General features: G+C 67.4%; 13 protein-coding genes. 5 read left to right on the plus strand and 8 right to left on the minus strand.

Features of this window, described 5'->3' with window-relative positions; all coding sequences use genetic code 11:
• Window positions 1-5: 5 nt before the first annotated feature.
• The 5 genes from rng to mreB all read right to left on the minus strand — a co-directional run bounded on the left by rng (window position 6) and on the right by mreB (window position 4,794).
• A complete protein-coding gene (rng, locus tag ACI766_RS24195; RefSeq protein ID WP_003094386.1) occupies window positions 6-1,463 on the minus strand; it encodes a ribonuclease G in 1,458 nt (485 codons plus the stop codon).
• Between the two features lie 33 nt (window positions 1,464-1,496).
• Window positions 1,497-2,102 (minus strand): Maf family protein, encoded by a 606-nt coding sequence (locus ACI766_RS24200; protein WP_003162780.1) that lies wholly within the window; start codon window positions 2,100-2,102, stop codon window positions 1,497-1,499.
• Window positions 2,103-2,190: 88 nt separating this feature from the next.
• Window positions 2,191-2,685, minus strand: a complete 495-nt coding sequence (gene mreD / locus ACI766_RS24205; protein WP_003094389.1) for a rod shape-determining protein MreD — start codon at window positions 2,683-2,685, stop codon at window positions 2,191-2,193.
• The gene (mreC, locus tag ACI766_RS24210) at window positions 2,685-3,677 is read right to left on the minus strand and encodes a rod shape-determining protein MreC (RefSeq protein ID WP_003123307.1); all 993 of its coding nucleotides are present in this window, start codon (window positions 3,675-3,677) and stop codon (window positions 2,685-2,687) included. The genes mreD and mreC overlap by 1 nt, the downstream gene beginning before the upstream one ends.
• Window positions 3,678-3,756: 79 nt before the next feature.
• A complete protein-coding gene (gene mreB, locus ACI766_RS24215) occupies window positions 3,757-4,794 on the minus strand; it encodes a rod shape-determining protein MreB (protein ID WP_003094393.1) in 1,038 nt (345 codons plus the stop codon).
• A gap of 239 nt (window positions 4,795-5,033) precedes the next feature.
• Here mreB and gatC point away from each other — a divergent pair, with 239 nt between their 5' ends.
• The 5 genes from gatC to ACI766_RS24240 all read left to right on the plus strand — a co-directional run bounded on the left by gatC (window position 5,034) and on the right by ACI766_RS24240 (window position 9,198).
• Window positions 5,034-5,324 carry an Asp-tRNA(Asn)/Glu-tRNA(Gln) amidotransferase subunit GatC gene (gene gatC / locus ACI766_RS24220; RefSeq protein ID WP_003106543.1) on the plus strand — a complete coding sequence of 97 codons (291 nt, stop codon included), beginning with the start codon at window positions 5,034-5,036 and terminating at the stop codon, window positions 5,322-5,324.
• A gap of 12 nt (window positions 5,325-5,336) precedes the next feature.
• On the plus strand, window positions 5,337-6,791 hold the full coding sequence (gatA, locus tag ACI766_RS24225) for an Asp-tRNA(Asn)/Glu-tRNA(Gln) amidotransferase subunit GatA (RefSeq protein ID WP_003112871.1): 1,455 nt from the start codon (window positions 5,337-5,339) through the stop codon (window positions 6,789-6,791).
• 106 nt (window positions 6,792-6,897) lie between these two features.
• Entirely contained in the window at window positions 6,898-8,343 is a 1,446-nt protein-coding gene (gene gatB / locus ACI766_RS24230; protein ID WP_016253876.1) for an Asp-tRNA(Asn)/Glu-tRNA(Gln) amidotransferase subunit GatB, read from the plus strand.
• 59 nt (window positions 8,344-8,402) lie between these two features.
• Complete coding sequence (locus tag ACI766_RS24235; RefSeq protein ID WP_003116225.1) at window positions 8,403-8,780, plus strand: septal ring lytic transglycosylase RlpA family protein; 378 nt, start codon at window positions 8,403-8,405, stop codon at window positions 8,778-8,780.
• A 31-nt stretch (window positions 8,781-8,811) separates the two neighbouring features.
• Window positions 8,812-9,198, plus strand: coding sequence for a carboxymuconolactone decarboxylase family protein (locus ACI766_RS24240; RefSeq protein ID WP_003094405.1), 387 nt, complete (start codon window positions 8,812-8,814; stop codon window positions 9,196-9,198).
• A gap of 124 nt (window positions 9,199-9,322) precedes the next feature.
• Here ACI766_RS24240 and ACI766_RS24245 read toward each other — a convergent pair whose 3' ends face one another.
• Genes ACI766_RS24245 through magD form a run of 3 tightly spaced genes read right to left on the minus strand, consistent with a single transcriptional unit; the run spans window position 9,323 to window position 16,315 of the window.
• On the minus strand, window positions 9,323-10,114 hold the full coding sequence (locus ACI766_RS24245) for a YfaP family protein (RefSeq protein WP_003112868.1): 792 nt from the start codon (window positions 10,112-10,114) through the stop codon (window positions 9,323-9,325).
• Between the two features lie 4 nt (window positions 10,115-10,118).
• Window positions 10,119-11,768, minus strand: a complete 1,650-nt coding sequence (locus ACI766_RS24250; RefSeq protein ID WP_412828472.1) for a YfaQ family protein — start codon at window positions 11,766-11,768, stop codon at window positions 10,119-10,121.
• Window positions 11,765-16,315, minus strand: a complete 4,551-nt coding sequence (gene magD / locus ACI766_RS24255) for an alpha-2-macroglobulin MagD (protein ID WP_031628873.1) — start codon at window positions 16,313-16,315, stop codon at window positions 11,765-11,767. The genes ACI766_RS24250 and magD overlap by 4 nt, the downstream gene beginning before the upstream one ends.
• Between the last annotated feature and the right edge of the window lie 8 nt (window positions 16,316-16,323).

A 16,323-nucleotide genomic window follows, 5' to 3' on the forward strand; every position in this document is an offset into this window, starting at 1 on the left:
ACGCCTCAGAGCAGGACCACGTCATATTGCTCCTGCGAGTACATCGCCTCGACCTGGAACTTGATGGTGCGGCCGATGAACGCTTCGAGATCGGCGACGTTACCCGACTCCTCGTCGAGCAGCCGGTCCACCACCTTCTGGTTGGCCAGCACCAGGTAGGAGTCGGCCTGGTAGGCACGTGCCTCGCGGAGAATCTCGCGGAAAATCTCGTAGCAGGTGGTTTCCGCAGTCTTCAGCATGCCGCGTCCCTGGCAGCAGGGGCACGGCTCGCAGAGGATCTGCACCAGGCTTTCGCGGGTGCGCTTGCGGGTCATCTGCACCAGGCCCAACTCGGTGATGCCGATGATGTTGGTCTTCGCGTGGTCGCGCTCCAGTTGCTTCTCCAGGGTGCGCAGGACCTGCCGGCGATGCTCCTCGTCCTCCATGTCGATGAAGTCGATGATGATGATCCCGCCCAGGTTGCGCAGGCGCAGTTGGCGGGCGATCGCGGTGGCCGCCTCGAGGTTGGTCTTGAAGATGGTTTCCTCGAGGTTGCGATGGCCGACGAAGGCGCCGGTGTTCACGTCGATGGTGGTCATCGCCTCGGTCGGATCGACGATCAGGTAGCCGCCGGACTTCAGCAGTACCTTGCGCTCCAGGGCTTTCTGGATTTCGTCCTCGACGCCGTAGAGATCGAAGATCGGTCGCTCGCCCGGGTAGTGTTCGAGGCGATCGGAAATCTCCGGCATCAATTCTTCGACGAAGGAAGTGATCTTCTGGAAGTTCTCTCGCGAGTCGATGCGGATCTTCTCGATCCGCGGGTTCACCAGGTCGCGCAGGGTACGGATCGCCAGGGACAGGTCTTCGTAGATCACCGAAGGCGCGCCGACGGTCTGGATCTGCGCGGCGATCTGGTCCCATAGCCGGCGAAGGTAGCGGATGTCGGCGAGAATCTCGTCCTCGCCCGCGCCTTCCGCGGCGGTGCGCAGGATGAAGCCGCCCTGCCCCTCGATGCCTTCCGCCGCCACGCAGTCGGCCACCACCTTCTTCAGGCGCTCGCGCTCGACTTCGTCCTCGATCCGCAGGGATATCCCGACATGACTGGTGCGCGGCATGTACACCAGATAGCGCGAAGGAATCGACAGGTGGGTGGTCAGCCGTGCGCCCTTGGTGCCGATCGGATCCTTGGTCACCTGCACCACCAGCGCCTGCCCCTCATGGACCAGGGCACTGATGCTTTCCACGGCACTGCCTTCGCGATTGGATATCTCGGCGGCATGGATGAACGCCGCACGTTCCAGGCCGATGTCGACGAACGCCGCCTGCATCCCCGGCAGTACCCGTACCACCCGCCCCTTGTAGATATTGCCGACGATGCCGCGCCGCTGGGTGCGTTCGACATGCACTTCCTGCAGGACGCCGTTTTCCACCACCGCCACGCGCGACTCCATCGGCGTGATATTGATCAGGATCTCTTCGCTCATGCGTCCACTGTCCTTATTTCGGCGCGTTAGGCGTTACGGCGGGTTGCCACCCACGGGCTGCCAGCAAGGGATGCCGAATTCCCTCAACAGTTCCGCAGTTTCACACAAAGGCAGCCCGACCACCGCACTGTAACTGCCTTCGATGCGGCTGACGAATATCGCCCCGAGGCCCTGGATCGCATATCCGCCCGCCTTGTCCGCCGGCTCGCCGCTCTGCCAGTAGCGCAGCGCTTCTTCCGGGGCGATCTGGCGGAAACGCACCCGGCACTCCACTACCCGCGCCTCGACGCCGCCAGCGGCGGCCAGGGCCACGGCGGTGAGAACCTGGTGTTCGCGCCCGGACAGCGCAGCCAGCATGGCCAGCCCCTCGGCCTGGTCCACGGGCTTGCCGAGAATTCGCCCGTCGATCACCACCGAGGTATCCGCGCCCAGGACATAACCGTCCTCGCCGCGCCCTTCCAGCATAGCCAGCCCGGCGGCCGCCTTGCCGCGCGCCAGGCGCTCGACGTAGGCGGCGGGCGCTTCGTTCGGCAAGGGGGACTCGTCGATAGCGGTGGCGAGCACGGACAGCGGAACGCCGATCTGGGTCAGCAGTTCACGGCGACGGGGCGAGGCGGAGGCGAGATACAGCGACGGCATGGAGGCTCCCGGGAAACGCGTCGGGCGATGCGCCGATCACCCGTTTCGAAGAATGACGTATCCGCCGCAGCATAGCTGCGAAGCGGACCTACCTCACGTTGAGACGCAGACGGACGAACTGCAGCAGGGCGTACACCCAGGGCCAGAGCAGCGCGCTGACCAGGGCCGGAAGCAGGAAGGTCAGGGTCGGCGGGCGATTGCCGGTCAGGGCGTTGAGCCAGAGCTGGAGCAGCTGCGCCAGGCCGTAGACCACCACCAGCACCAGGCACTGCTGCCAGGCCGGGAACATGCGCAGGCGCTGGTGCAGGGACAGCACGAGGAAGGTGATCAGGCCGAGGATCAGCGCGTTCTGCCCGAGCAGGTTGCCGTAGAGCACATCCTGGGCCAGGCCGAGCAGCCAGGCGGTGACCATCCCGACGCGCTCGGGCAGCAGCAACACCCAGTAGGTCAGCAGCATCGCCAGCCACAGCGGGCGGCCGATCTCGGTGAAGGTAGGCATCGGCGCTACGGCCAGCACCAGCCCGACCAGCAGGCTCAGCCAGATCACCCAGACATTGTTCGAACCCTGGGTCGCGCGAGCCATCAGCGGCGCCCCCCGTTGGCCGCCGGAGCGGCAGGCTGCGTGGGAGCTGGCGCGGGCGCGGCGGCGGGCTGCTGCGCAGCGCCCTGGGCTGCCGGGGTGGCCGGCGACGGCGCGGCGGCCGGTTGCGCGGCAGGCTGGGGCGCCTGGGCGCCGGCGGCGGCTTTCTTGTCCGCCTCTTCCTGGGCCTCGGCGGCGTCGTTGGCGCGCTGTTCCGGGGTGCGGCTGTCGCTGAACACCAGCAGCACGTAGCGGCTACGGTTCATCTTCGCGGTCGGCACCGCGCGCACCACGGCGAACGGCTGGCCGGAATCGTGGATCACTTCCTTGACCGTGGCCACCGGATAGCCGGCGGGGAAGCGTTGCCCCAGGCCGGAGCTGACCAGTAGGTCGCCTTCCTTGATGTCGGCGGTGTCGGCGACGTAGCGCAATTCCAGGCGCTCGGGATTGCCGGTGCCGACGGCGATGGCGCGCAGGCCGTTGCGATTGACCTGCACCGGGATACTGTGGGTGGTGTCGGTGAGCAGCAGGACCCGCGCGGTATAGGGCATCACCTCGACCACCTGGCCCATCAGGCCGCTGGCATCGAGCACCGGCTGGCCGACGAAGACGCCGTCGTTCTCGCCCTTGTCGATCATGATGCGTTGGGTGAAGGGGTTCGGATCGACGCCGATCAGCTCGCTGACCAGTACCTTGTCGTCGACCAGCGCGGCGGAATTGAGCAGCTCGCGCAGGCGCACGTTCTGCTCGGTGAGCGCGGCGAGTTTCTGCACCCGGCGCTGCATCAGCAGGGACTCGGCCTTGAGGCGTTCGTTCTCGGCGATCAGCTCGCTACGGCTGCTGAACTGGTCGCGCACGCCTTCCCAGGCGCGCACCGGCATTTCCGCCAGGCCGTAGAAAGGCGTGAGCACCATCCCCAGCTTGCTACGGACGGGCTCCAGATAGTCGAACCGGGCGTCCACCACCATCAGGCTGACCGACAGCACGGCCAGCACCAACAGGCGAACGCCCAGCGACGGGCCTTTGGAGAATAGCGGTTTGATGATCCGCTCCTAGGCGACGATGCTCGCCACCTTACTCGGTGGAGAGCAGGTCCATGGAGTGGCGGTCCATCATCTCCAGCGCACGGCCACCGCCGCGAGCCACGCAGGTCAGCGGCTCCTCGGCGACGATCACCGGCAGGCCGGTTTCCTGTGCCAGCAGCTTGTCCAGGTCGCGCAGCAGCGCGCCACCGCCGGTCAACACCAGGCCGCGCTCGGCGATATCCGAGGCCAGCTCCGGCGGCGATTGCTCGAGGGCGCTCTTGACCGCCTGGACGATGGTCGCCAGGGACTCCTGCAGGGCCTCGAGGACCTCGTTGGAGTTCAGGGTGAAGCTGCGCGGTACGCCTTCGGCCAGGTTGCGGCCGCGGACGTCGACTTCGCGAACGTCGCCGCCCGGGAAGGCGGTGCCGATCTCCTGCTTGATGCGCTCGGCGGTGGATTCGCCGATCAGGCTGCCGTAGTTGCGGCGCACGTAGGTGACGATGGCTTCGTCGAAGCGGTCGCCGCCGACGCGGACGGATTCGGCGTAGACAACACCGTTGAGGGAAATCAGGGCGATCTCGGTAGTGCCGCCGCCGATGTCTACGACCATCGAGCCGCGGGCCTCCTCGACCGGCAGGCCGGCGCCGATGGCGGCAGCCATCGGCTCTTCGATCAGGAACACCTCGCGGGCGCCGGCGCCCAGGGCGGATTCGCGGATGGCCCGGCGCTCAACCTGGGTGGACTTGCACGGCACGCAGATCAGCACGCGTGGGCTGGGCTGCAGGAAGCTGTTCTCGTGGACCTTGTTGATGAAGTACTGCAGCATCTTCTCGCAGACGCTGAAATCCGCGATCACGCCGTCTTTCATCGGACGGATGGCGGCGATGTTGCCCGGGGTACGGCCGAGCATGCGCTTGGCCTCGGTGCCCACGGCGACGACGCTCTTCTGGCTGCCATGGCTGCGAATGGCGACCACGGACGGTTCGTTCAGGACGATGCCGCGCTCGCGCACATAAATAAGGGTATTGGCAGTACCCAGGTCGATCGACAGATCGCTGGAAAACATGCCACGCAATTTTTTGAACATGGGAAAGAAACCCTAGGCGAAGCGTGGGTGAAAAATACGCGGGTAAAAAAGTGCGGCAAACTCTAACAACGACGGGGATTTTGGGCAAGGCGGGCAATATGCTAAATTGCAGGCTTTTCCCGGCCCCACAAGGCCCGTCCAGGCGGAATTAGACCGCCGACCGCGGCATCCGTTCCCTGCCTTATATAACGCATGGCGCCCCGCCGCCCTTCCAAGGCCGCTTTTGCTGGAGACTCCCGATGGCGCTTGAACGCTCCGACGTGGAAAAAATCGCCCATCTCGCCCGCCTGGGCCTGAGCGAGGCCGATCTTCCGCGCACCACCGAGACCCTGAACAACATCCTCGGCCTGATCGACCAGATGCAGGCGGTCGACACCAGCGGCGTCGAACCGCTCGCCCATCCGCTGGAAGCCACCCAGCGCCTGCGCCCGGACGCGGTCACCGAGACCGATCACCGCGACGCCTACCAGACCATCGCCCCCGCCGTGGAAGAAGGTCTGTACCTGGTTCCGAAAGTCATCGAGTCATAAGGACGCGGACACATGCTGCATCAATTGACCCTCGCCGAGATCGCCCGCGCCCTCGCCGACAAGCAATTTTCCGCCGAAGAGCTGACCCGCACCCTGCTCGGTCGCATCCGGCAGCTGGATCCCCAGCTCAACAGTTTCATCAGCATCACCGACGACCTGGCCATCGCCCAGGCCAAGGCAGCCGACGAACGGCGCGCCAACGGCGAGAACGGCGCCCTGCTCGGCGCGCCGATCGCCCACAAGGACCTGTTCTGCACCCAGGGCGTACGCACCAGCTGCGGTTCGAAGATGCTCGACAACTTCGTCTCGCCCTACGACGCCACCGTGGTCGAGAAGCTCACCGCCGCCGGCGCCGTTACCCTCGGCAAGCTGAACATGGATGAATTCGCCATGGGCTCGTCGAACCAGTCCAGCCACTACGGCGCGGTGAAGAACCCCTGGAGCCTCGACCGCGTGCCGGGCGGCTCCTCCGGCGGTTCCGCCGCGGCAGTCGCCGCGCGCCTGCTGCCGGCCGCCACCGGCACCGATACCGGCGGCTCGATCCGCCAACCGGCGGCGCTGACCAACCTCACCGGGATCAAGCCAACCTACGGCCGGGTTTCCCGCTGGGGCATGATCGCCTACGCCTCCAGCCTCGACCAGGGCGGCCCGCTGGCGCGCACCGCCGAGGACTGCGCGCTGATGCTGGGGGTGATGGCCGGATTCGATCCGAAGGACTCGACCAGCGTCGAACAGCCGGTGGACGACTACCTGGCCGCCCTGCAGAAGCCGCTGAGCGGCCTGCGCATCGGCCTGCCGCGGGAATACTTCGGCGCCGGCCTCGACAGCCGCATCGCCGACGCGGTGCTGGCCGTGGTCGAGGAGCTGAAGACGCTCGGCGCCACGGTGAAGGACATTTCCCTGCCGAACATGCAGCACGCCATCCCGGCCTACTACGTGATCGCGCCGGCCGAGGCGTCCTCCAACCTGTCGCGCTTCGACGGCGTGCGCTATGGCTATCGTTGCGACGCCCCGCAGAACCTGGAAGACCTGTACAAGCGCTCGCGCGCGGAAGGCTTCGGCAGCGAAGTGAAGAACCGCATCATGGTCGGCACCTACGCACTCTCGGCCGGCTACTACGATGCCTATTACCTGCAGGCTCAGAAGATTCGCCGGCTGATCAAGAACGACTTCGTCAGCGCCTTTGCCGAAGTGGACGTGATCCTCGGCCCGACCACGCCGAACCCGGCCTGGAAGATCGGCGAGAAGAACGACGACCCGGTTTCCCAGTACCTGGAAGACATCTACACCATCACCGCCAACCTCGCCGGCCTGCCGGGGCTGTCCATGCCCGCCGGCTTCGTCGACGGCCTGCCGGTGGGTGTCCAGTTGCTCGCGCCCTACTTCCAGGAAGGCCGCCTGCTCAACGTCGCGCACCAGTACCAGCAGGTCAGCGACTGGCACACCCGCACCCCGGCCGGCTTCTAAGCCATGGCAACGCCACGCAGTCCCCTCCCCTCTCCCGGCGCGGAGAGGGCGACCCGCAGGGTCGGCAGCGGGACTGCGCAGGCACAGAAGGATTGAGGAACACCACATGCAATGGGAAACCGTGATCGGGCTGGAAATCCACGCACAGCTCGCCACCCAATCGAAGATCTTCTCCGGCAGCTCGACCGCCTTCGGCGCCGCGCCGAATACCCAAGCCAGCCTGGTCGACCTGGCCATGCCGGGCACCCTGCCGGTGCTCAACGAGGAGGCCGTACGCATGGCCTGCCTGTTCGGCCTGGCGATCGACGCACGGATCGACCGGCAGAACGTGTTCGCCCGCAAGAACTACTTCTACCCCGACCTGCCGAAGGGCTACCAGACCAGCCAGATGGACCATCCCATCGTCGGCAAGGGCCATCTCGACATCACCCTGGAAGACGGCACCAGCAAGCGCATCGGCATCACCCGCGCGCACCTGGAGGAGGACGCCGGCAAGAGCCTGCACGAAGACTTCCAGGGCATGAGCGGCATCGACCTGAACCGCGCCGGCACGCCGTTGCTGGAGATCGTTTCCGAGCCGGACATCCGCAGCGCCAAGGAAGCCGTGGCCTACGTCAAGGCGATCCACGCCCTGGTGCGCTACCTGGGCATCTGCGACGGCAACATGGCCGAGGGCTCGCTGCGCTGCGACTGCAACGTCTCGGTACGACCGAAGGGCCAGGCCGAATTCGGCACCCGCGCCGAGATCAAGAACGTCAACTCCTTCCGCTTCATCGAGAAGGCGATCAACCATGAGATCCAGCGCCAGATCGAGCTGATCGAGGACGGCGGCAAGGTGGTCCAGGAAACCCGCCTGTACGACCCGAACAAGGACGAGACCCGCTCCATGCGCGGCAAGGAAGAAGCCAACGACTACCGTTACTTCCCCTGTCCCGACCTGCTGCCGGTGGTCATCGAGCCCGAGTACCTGGCGAAGCTGCGCGAGCAACTGCCGGAACTGCCGGTGCAGAAGCGCGAACGCTTCGAGAGCCAGTACGGCCTGTCCGCCTACGATGCCAGCGTGCTGTCCGCCAGCCGCGAGATGGCCGACTACTTCGAGAAGGTCCAGGGCATCTGCGGCGACGCCAAGCTGGCGGCCAACTGGGTGATGGTCGAGCTGGGCAGCCTGCTCAACAAGGACGGCCTGGAGATCGAGCAGTCTCCGGTGTCCGCCGAGCAACTGGGCGGCATGATCCTGCGCATCAAGGACAACACCATCTCCGGCAAGCTCGCCAAGATGGTCTTCGAAGCCATGGCCAACGGCGAGGGTTCCGCCGACCAGATCATCGAGGCCAAGGGCCTGAAGCAGGTCACCGACAGTGGCGCCATCGAGAAGATGCTCGACGAGGTGCTGGCGGCCAACGCCGAGCAGGTCGAGCAGTACCGCGCCGCCGACGAGGCCAAGCGCGGCAAGATGTTCGGCTTCTTCGTCGGCCAGGCGATGAAGGCCTCGAAAGGCAAGGCCAACCCGCAGCAGGTGAACGAGTTGCTGAAGAAAAAGCTCGAAGCGTGAGTCAAAGCCAGACGCCGGGTTCGCCCGGCGTCTTCTTGTCCGCCAGGAGCCTGTTGTCCATGCCCACCCCATCCGCCGCCGCGCGCCTCGCCCTCGCCGTCCTGCCCCTGTTCCTCGCCGGCTGCTCCAGCCTCGCCGGCAGCGGTTCCGCGGATACCGGCGAAGCCTCCTACTATGGCAGCCGCCACGCAGGCCTGCGTACCGCCAGCGGCGAGCGCTACAACCCCAACGCAATGACCGCTGCCCACCGCACGTTGCCGTTCGGTACCCGCGTGCGGGTAACCAACCTCGACAACCGCCGCAGCGTGGTGGTGCGGATCAACGATCGCGGGCCGTTCCGCCGCGGACGGATCATCGATGTATCGCGCAAGGCCGCCGAAGGCCTGGGTATGATCCGCAGCGGCGTGGCGCCGGTTCGGATAGAGTCGCTGGATTGAGCCACCTTCTACCCACGACAGGAACCTTCCGATGAGCGAACAAGGCAAGACCGGCCTGGAGATCCGACGTGAAGTCATGGGCGACGCCTTCGTCGAGCGCGCCATGGGCAACGCCACCGCCTTCACCCAGCCATTGCAGGACTTCGTCAACGAGCATGCCTGGGGCTCGGTCTGGGCCCGCGAGGCGCTGCCGCGCAAGACCCGCAGCCTGATCACCCTGGCCGCCCTGACCGCCCTGAAGTGCCCGCAGGAACTCAAGGGGCACGTGCGCGGTGCGCTGAACAACGGCTGCACGGTGGAGGAAATCCGCGAGGCACTGCTGCACTGCGCGGTCTATGCCGGGGTGCCGGCGGCGATCGATGCGTTCCGTGCGGCGCAGGAAGCGATCGATACCTGGCAGGGCGAACAGCCCGCCTGAGCCCAGGAGCCATTCGCAGCGGCATGAGCGCCGCCGTCAGGCCACGGGTTGATAACACCGATGCCTGAGCGACGGCGAATAACGCCAGGGGCGTTATCCGCCCTATGGGACCGAGCGCAGGCGCCTACGGATAACTGAAGCGCTTCACCAGCGTCAGCTCGCCAGGCTTGCGCATCGGCACCAGGAAGGTTTCCTGTTTCTCGTTCGGCGTGCCCTCTTCGGTGACCAGGGTGATGCGCGCCGTGGTCAGGTCCTGGGCGGCCTGTTCGGCGCCATCCTCGCTGCTGCCGTAGCCACCGCCGAAGTAGTTGACGTAGACCAGGTAGGGCCCCTTCTGCGGCGTCGGCGTGGCGATGATTTCCGGGCCGTAGCCGGTGGTGACGTCGACATCCAGGGTCGCGCCGTTGGCCAGCGAACGATTGCCATACCAGACATGGTCGCCGTCCGGGGTCACCAGGTGCAGGTCGAGGTCGGTGTTGTCGCTGTCCCAGGACAGCAGCACGCGCAGCTTGGCCGGCACTTCCCCGCCGCCGCCACCGTGATAGAACTGGACCCGTCGCGACTGCCCGGCGGCGTTGCGCACCTCGACGCTGTTGCTGCCGGACGGGAAGGCGAACGGGCGGTCGAAGCTGCCATCGGCGTCCACCTTCAGTGGCATGCTCACACCGTTCACCACCAGCGTCGCCGGGCGGTCCTTGGGCTGGCTCTCGATCGCGCCGCGAATGCGCGCGGTGGTCGCCTGGTCGGCGGCGACGTTGACCGAGGACGCCGGGTAGTTCACCACCTGCCGGTAATTGGCGGCGGAACCGTCGCCGGCACGCCAGCCGGAGACCGGCGTATCCAGTTTCACGGGGTTGTCCGCCCAGGCGACGAGGGGAAGGCAACTGAGCAGGGCGGCAAGGGACATTCGGTTCATGGAGTCATTCCAGTAGCAGGCGCCGGGCCAGGCTTTCGATATAGTTTTCGTCCTGGCCGCTGGGATGGGCGCGGAAGGCCAGGTGCAGGTATTCGTGGGTGAGGTCCAAGCGTTCCTGTAGGGAATACAGGCCGCGGACGAAGATGCGTTCGCGCTCGCGATCGACATAGGGCCGCCCGGAAGCCAGGCGGCACACGGAAAAACTCGGAATCTCCTCGTAGCCGGGCTCTCGGTCGAGACGCTCGCGCCACTGCCGGCGCTGCTTGCGCAGCCAGTCTTCGGCAGCCGGCAACGGCTGGCAGGCGGCCACCGGGTTGTCCCAGCGGCTCAGGCTGCTGCGCGGGAAAGCCTGGGCGAGGATGCTGTCGTAGCCCAGTCCCTGCCCGGCTTGCTCCACCGCGTGCTTCCAGGACAGGCGCGCCGGACCAGGCTGGTCGGAGTGATAGTTGACGGTCGCCCCGGCCAGCACCAGGTCGGCGCTCCAGGCAGCGATCCGCCGCGTCGGCGCGCTGGCCGGGCGCGGCGCCACGCGCTGGCGCTGGCTGCTGTCATCGATGGCCAGGCATTCGCCGCGCGGCGCGGCGTTTTGCAATAGATAGGTGCGAATGGTCACCGCCAGCGCGCGAGCGGCTTCCTTCGGCTGCGCCGAGGCTTCGCGCTCCAGCACCCGCGCCACGTACTCTTCGCGCGAAACCCGCGCGACCAGGCGCGGCACGCCATCCACCCGTTGCAGGAAGAGGTCGCCGGCGCTGGCGATGTCCAGTCGATTGCCGTTGGCGAAGAGCACTTGCTGCGGACCATGCAGCAGGCCTTCGGCGGCCGGGTGGCCGGAGGGATCGCTGACCGAGCGCAGCGGATAGCGGCTGAACAGGTTCGCTTCCACGCAACGGCCCGGATCGGCCGGCCACGGACTCGGCAGGAAGCGCCCGAGCACCTCGGCGTAGCGGTCCAGAATCACCTTGCTGGTTCCCGGGCCGCCGAGCCAGAGCGGCGTTCCATCGACCAGCCAGCCGGCGAAACCGCCCTGGCGCGCCTGCGGGTCATGGTCGTCGAGCCAGCTCCAGGTCTTCACCCGCAGGCGGCCGCCAAGGCTGGCCACGGCATGGCCGTCGCCGGCCTGCAACGCCACGTCGAGCAGTACCCGCCGCGCCTCGCCCTGGGCCGGTAGTCGCTGCAACTGTTCCAGAAGCTCCTTAACCGGCACCCGCGTCTGCGGTTGCAGCCGTTCCAGATCGAGCAACCAGGCCGGTGCCTGGCGCGCCTGCCAGTAGCCGCGCCAGGCCTCCGGCCGCAAGGCGAGGCGCTGCGGCTCGAAATACAGCCCGCAGGAGCGCACCAGGGCGCGGTCACGACCGATCGTCTGGCCATTCTCGCAGCAGTAGACCTCCTCGCGGCTGCGCCCCTGGCAGGTATAGGGCGGCTCGGCCTGGCCGGTGTCGCTCAGCCAGGCGAAGACGAACAGTTTCCACAGGCTGCCCAGCGGAGCCTGCAAATCGGCCGGCAACGGCCGGCGCTCGAGCACCCGCTGGCGATCCAGGCTCACCAGTTCGTAGCCCTGGGTCGTGCGCCAGGCCAGCTGGACCGGCGCCTCCGCTGCGCGAAGCAGCAACGGCACGGCGCACAGCAGGACCAGCCAGGCGCGCAACGCAATCACTCGACCTTGACCTTGGCCAGCGCCGGCTTGGCTTCCAGGGCCTGCTGTTCCGGCGCGTAGAGACGCAGGTAGCGGGCCGGTGGCAGGTTGAAGCTGCCTTTCTGGGAGAAACGCACCAGGTGACGGAAACGCTGCTCGCCACTCAGGCTGTCCACCGGCACCCCGTAGAACAACTCGCCCGGTTCGTTGCGCGCGCGCTCCAGGGTGGTCGCTTCGTCGCCGGCCAGGCCGCTGATCTTGATGCCCCAGGTGGTGCGCTCGACATCCGCGCCGGGCGGCAGCGGCAGTTCCAGCATGCCGTAGCGTAGAGCGGTGTCTTCCGGAACGTTCAGGGTCACTTCGTCGAGATACAGTTCGTCGCTGGAAAGCGGCTTGTCGCCAACCTCCTCGACCTTGAACTCGAACGCCCCCTCACCGGGCACCAGGCGCAGCAGACGACGGCTGATCTGCACCGGCAGTTGCCCGCTCGGCGCCTGGGCGCTGCGGTAGCTGAGCGCAACCGGCAACGGCCGGGCCGGCGCCTCGTCCAGGTCGACCCAGCTCGGAATGCCGCGGCCGCGCCATTGCCAGTAGGTTTCGCCGCTGGCGCCGCGCTGCGCCTGCCAGTCCTTCGGCGGCTGCGGCAGCTTGCCCTGCGGCGCCTGGGCCAGGGCGCCCTGCAGCCAGGTCAGGGCCAGGGCGCGTTCCAGGGTCGATTGCGCCGGCGCCAGGCGTTGCAGCAAAGCGCTGGCCTGCTGGCCATCCACGGCCGAGTGAGAGGCCAGCAAGGCATCGGTGAACGGCAAGCCGGCCTCACGCAGGCGCTGCGTCGCCGTCTCGGCCTGGGCGGCCAGCGGAGCGGGCACCGCGACCCGCAGTTGCCGTGCCAGGTCCACCGCCAGTACTCGCGCCGCGGCCAGGCCGACGGCCGAGTCCGGGTCGCCCAGCACCAGGCCGTCGTCGGCCTCCAGCGGCTCCGCGCGCGCCTGCCCTTCGCCGGCGTTGGCCAGATCGTTGAGCAGGCCGCCGAGCAGGGTGTTCACCGGCAACTGCATGTCGCGGGCGAAAGCCAGGATCAGCGCACGCTGCAGCAGCGGGGTCTGCGTCGCCTGCTTGGCGTAGGGCTCGAGGATGCGCTGCCAGTGTTCGGCCGGCAGTTGGATCTCCAGTGCGCGGCTGGCGTACCAGTCGGCGTAGTAGGCGTAGGCGGTGAGGAAAGCGTCGCCATCGACGTCGCCACCCCACCAGGCGAACCAGGCGTCCGGGCCGGCCATCTGCACCAGGCGCAGGCGACTGTTCTGCATGATCAGGCGCAGGCGGTCGCGAATCCGCGGCTCGCCGCCGGCCAGCGCCGGATAGGCGATGCTCAGCGGCAGCAGTTGGCTGGCGGTCTGCTCGACGCCGCCGTAGGGATACTCCAGCAGATCATCGAGATTGCCCAGGTAGGCAGCGGCCGGGCCATCGGCCAGGCGCAGGCGTACGTCGCGCGCGTCCGCCGGCAGTTGCAGCGGGTTGCTCGCCGCCGCCAGGCTGAGGTTCTGCACCTGCTCCACCTGCCAGCCGTCGGCCAGCAGGTTGAAGCGCACCGCCAGGCGGTCGCGGACCTGCCCGTCCTGGCGCAGCTCGGCGCTCCAGTCGCCATCGCTGAGCGGCTGTTGCGCCAGCGGAATGTAGTTGACTCCCTTGGCCAGCTCCAGGGTCTGGCTGCGCTGGCTGCCAGGCGGCCCGCTGAGCAGCTCGGCCTTGACCGGCTGTTCGCCCTGGTTGAAGACGAACAGGCCGAGGTCGGGCTGGTCACCCTGGCGGAAGCGAGTCGGCCCGCTCCACTTCAGGTACAGCGGCTTCTCCGAGCGAAGGAACTGCTTCTTCTGGCCGACCTGGCCGTTGTCGTCGATGGCCCGCGCGGTGATCCGCCAGCGGGTCAGCGAGTCGGGCATGCGGAAGCTGAAGCTGGCCTTGCCCTGGGCGTCGGTGACCAGCTCCGGCTGCCAGGCGGCGGTGTCGACGTCCTCGCGGCGCGGCCGCTCCAGTACCTTGACGCCGCGCTCGCTGCGGTTCGCCCGTCCGGGTGCGCTGGTGCTGCCGGGCAACGCCACGTCGTAGCTGATGAAGGCCAGGCTGGCGCTGGTGCGCACGTTGTTGCGCCGCGGATGGTAGAAGAACTGGTCGATGCCGGGGGCGATCTCCGCCTGCAGGGCATAGACCATCTCATCCACCACGCTGACGGTCAGGTGGCTGGAAACCGGTTTGCCGGCGAAGCGCGTGGCCAGGGTCACGGTCACCGTCTCGCCCGGTTCATAGCGCTCCTTGTCGGTGGCGATGTCGATCTCTACCTGGGGCATGCCGACCTTGATCCCGGCGTTCTGGAAGCTGTAGTCGCCGCCCTTGGTGTAGAGCACCGAGAAGGTCAGGTTCGGCGAGAACTCCTCGCGCACCGGGATCCACACGCGGTACTGGGTCGGATTGAGCTTTTCCAGGCGCAGCCAGTCGGCGCCCTTGGACAGCAGGGCGGTGGCCTCGACCTTGTCGCGCTCCAGGGACAACAGCGCATCCTCCACCGGCTCGGGGAAGGTGATCAGTGCGGAGGCTTCCTCGCCGGTGCGGTACTCGGGCTTGTCGAACACCACCTCGACGGTGCCCGGCACCGACTTCACGCCCTCGCCGCTCACCGAGTGGCCGGTGGCGCCAAGGAGCTGGCCCTTGTCGTCGCGCAGCTCCACGGAATAGGTACCGGGGCGCTCGAAGGTCAGCGCGAAGCGGCCGTCGGCGACCGGACCGCTATCGGTGGCGCGGTCCTCCAGGCGGATCCACTGGTAGCTGCTCGGCTTGAGCGGGGTCGGCTGTTCGCTGGCATAGCTGAACTCGACCTTCTCGCCGGCGGCGCTGAAGCGCTGCGGCGCGCTCAGGCGGTAGCGCGCGGCGCCGCGCTCGATGAGGATCTCCTTGCTGGTCTTGACCCGGTAGGCGGCGCCGTCGCTGGCGAAGATGGTCAGCATGTAGCGACTGGGTTTCTCGGCCGGCGGCAATTCGATGGCGGCGCGGCCCTTGCCGTCTGTGGTCAGTTCGGTGCTGCTCAGTTCCACCGGGAACTGGCCGAGATACTGCAGTTCGTTGTCCACCATCGACAACTGCTGGGCGCGCAGGCTCAGTTGCAGGCGCGCGTTGGCCACCGGCTTGCCGTCCGGATAGAGCAGGACGATCTCGCCCTTCACCGGCTCGGCGGTCTTGAAGTCCGGCTTGGCCAGGTCGAGGGCGACTTCGAAGTGCGGCTTGATGTATTCGGCGACGCGGAAGGCGCTGCTGTAGGTCTGCCCGCGGTAGTCGAAGCGCAACTCGTAGCCGCCGGCGACGGCGTTCTCCGGCAGTTGGAAGCGGCCATTGGCGCCGCTCTTCGCGTCGAAGCGGAGGTCCAGGCTTTGCAATACCGTGCCGCTGGCGTCGATCACGCTCAGGCGCACCGGCGCGCTGGCGGCGGCCTGGGATTGCCGGGCGTCCTTGAACTCGCGGCCGACCATCTTCAACGAGACCCAGTCGCCCGGCCGGTACAGCGGGCGGTCGGTGAAGGCGTAGATCTTGGTGTCGTAGATCTCGCTGTCGTAATAGAAGTTCTCGGAGACGAAGACCCCGCCCTCGCGGTCCTCGCCGATCACGTAGGAGCGCTCCGGACTGGCGTGCTTGAGCCGCAGCAGGCCGTCGGCGTCGGTATTGCCGCTGCTCATCACGCCCAGGCCGTCGGTCCACAGCACCTTGGTGTCGGGCACCGGGGTGCCTTCGTGCTTGCGTGCGGTCCAGACCAGCAGCTCGTCGCCGGCGACCTTGCTCACCGCCACGCTGTTGGAGACGAACACCACGGTGGTGGCGCGGTACTTGCCGACAAGCGCCTCGACCAGGTACAGGCCCGGCTTCAGCTTGCCCAGCGGGATGTAGACATTGCCCGGCACGACGTTGATGAACTCGCTGGAGGAACCGGCCAGCTTGACGTCCTGCGGCGGCTCGATGGGCTTGGCGTCCCACAGCGGATAGCGGAACTGGCTGACCAGCGGCAGGCCGGGAATCGGCGCGTATTGCGGCTGCGCGTCGTAGGGGGTCGGCGCGGTCATGGCGTTGCCCATCTTCAGCTCGGGCACCGCCTCGGTGACCTGTTGCCGCGACTCGTAGGAGAAGGCGCGCTGCATCACCCGGCGCGACTTGCGATACCAGTTGTCCCAGAGATAGGCCAGGGTGTTCGACAGGCCTTCGCCCTTGAACTGTCCCTCGGCCAGGACCCGGTGCAGGTTCTTCTGCCGCTTGAGGAACTCCAGCGGCTGTTCGATCCGGTACAGGCGCACGTCGACCCCGCCATAGGGCTCCATGCGGTAGCGCCGGTAGTCGCGGCCGGGCGCTTCGAGACGGACCCGCGCTTCCTCGTCGGTGGCGAAGCTGCTGTCGGCGAGCAGGAAGAAGGATTCGCCGGCCATCGGCGTGTAGCCGCTCGGTTCCACCGTGTCTTCCGCCTGGACGGCGGCGAACGGCAGCAGGACCAGGGCGGCGACCGCCAGGCTACGGCTGAAACGGCGCAGGTTGCTCATTGCTGTTG

Source organism: Pseudomonas sp. DL (genome assembly GCF_047199225.1).
Taxonomy (GTDB): Bacteria; Pseudomonadota; Gammaproteobacteria; order Pseudomonadales; family Pseudomonadaceae; genus Pseudomonas; species Pseudomonas aeruginosa.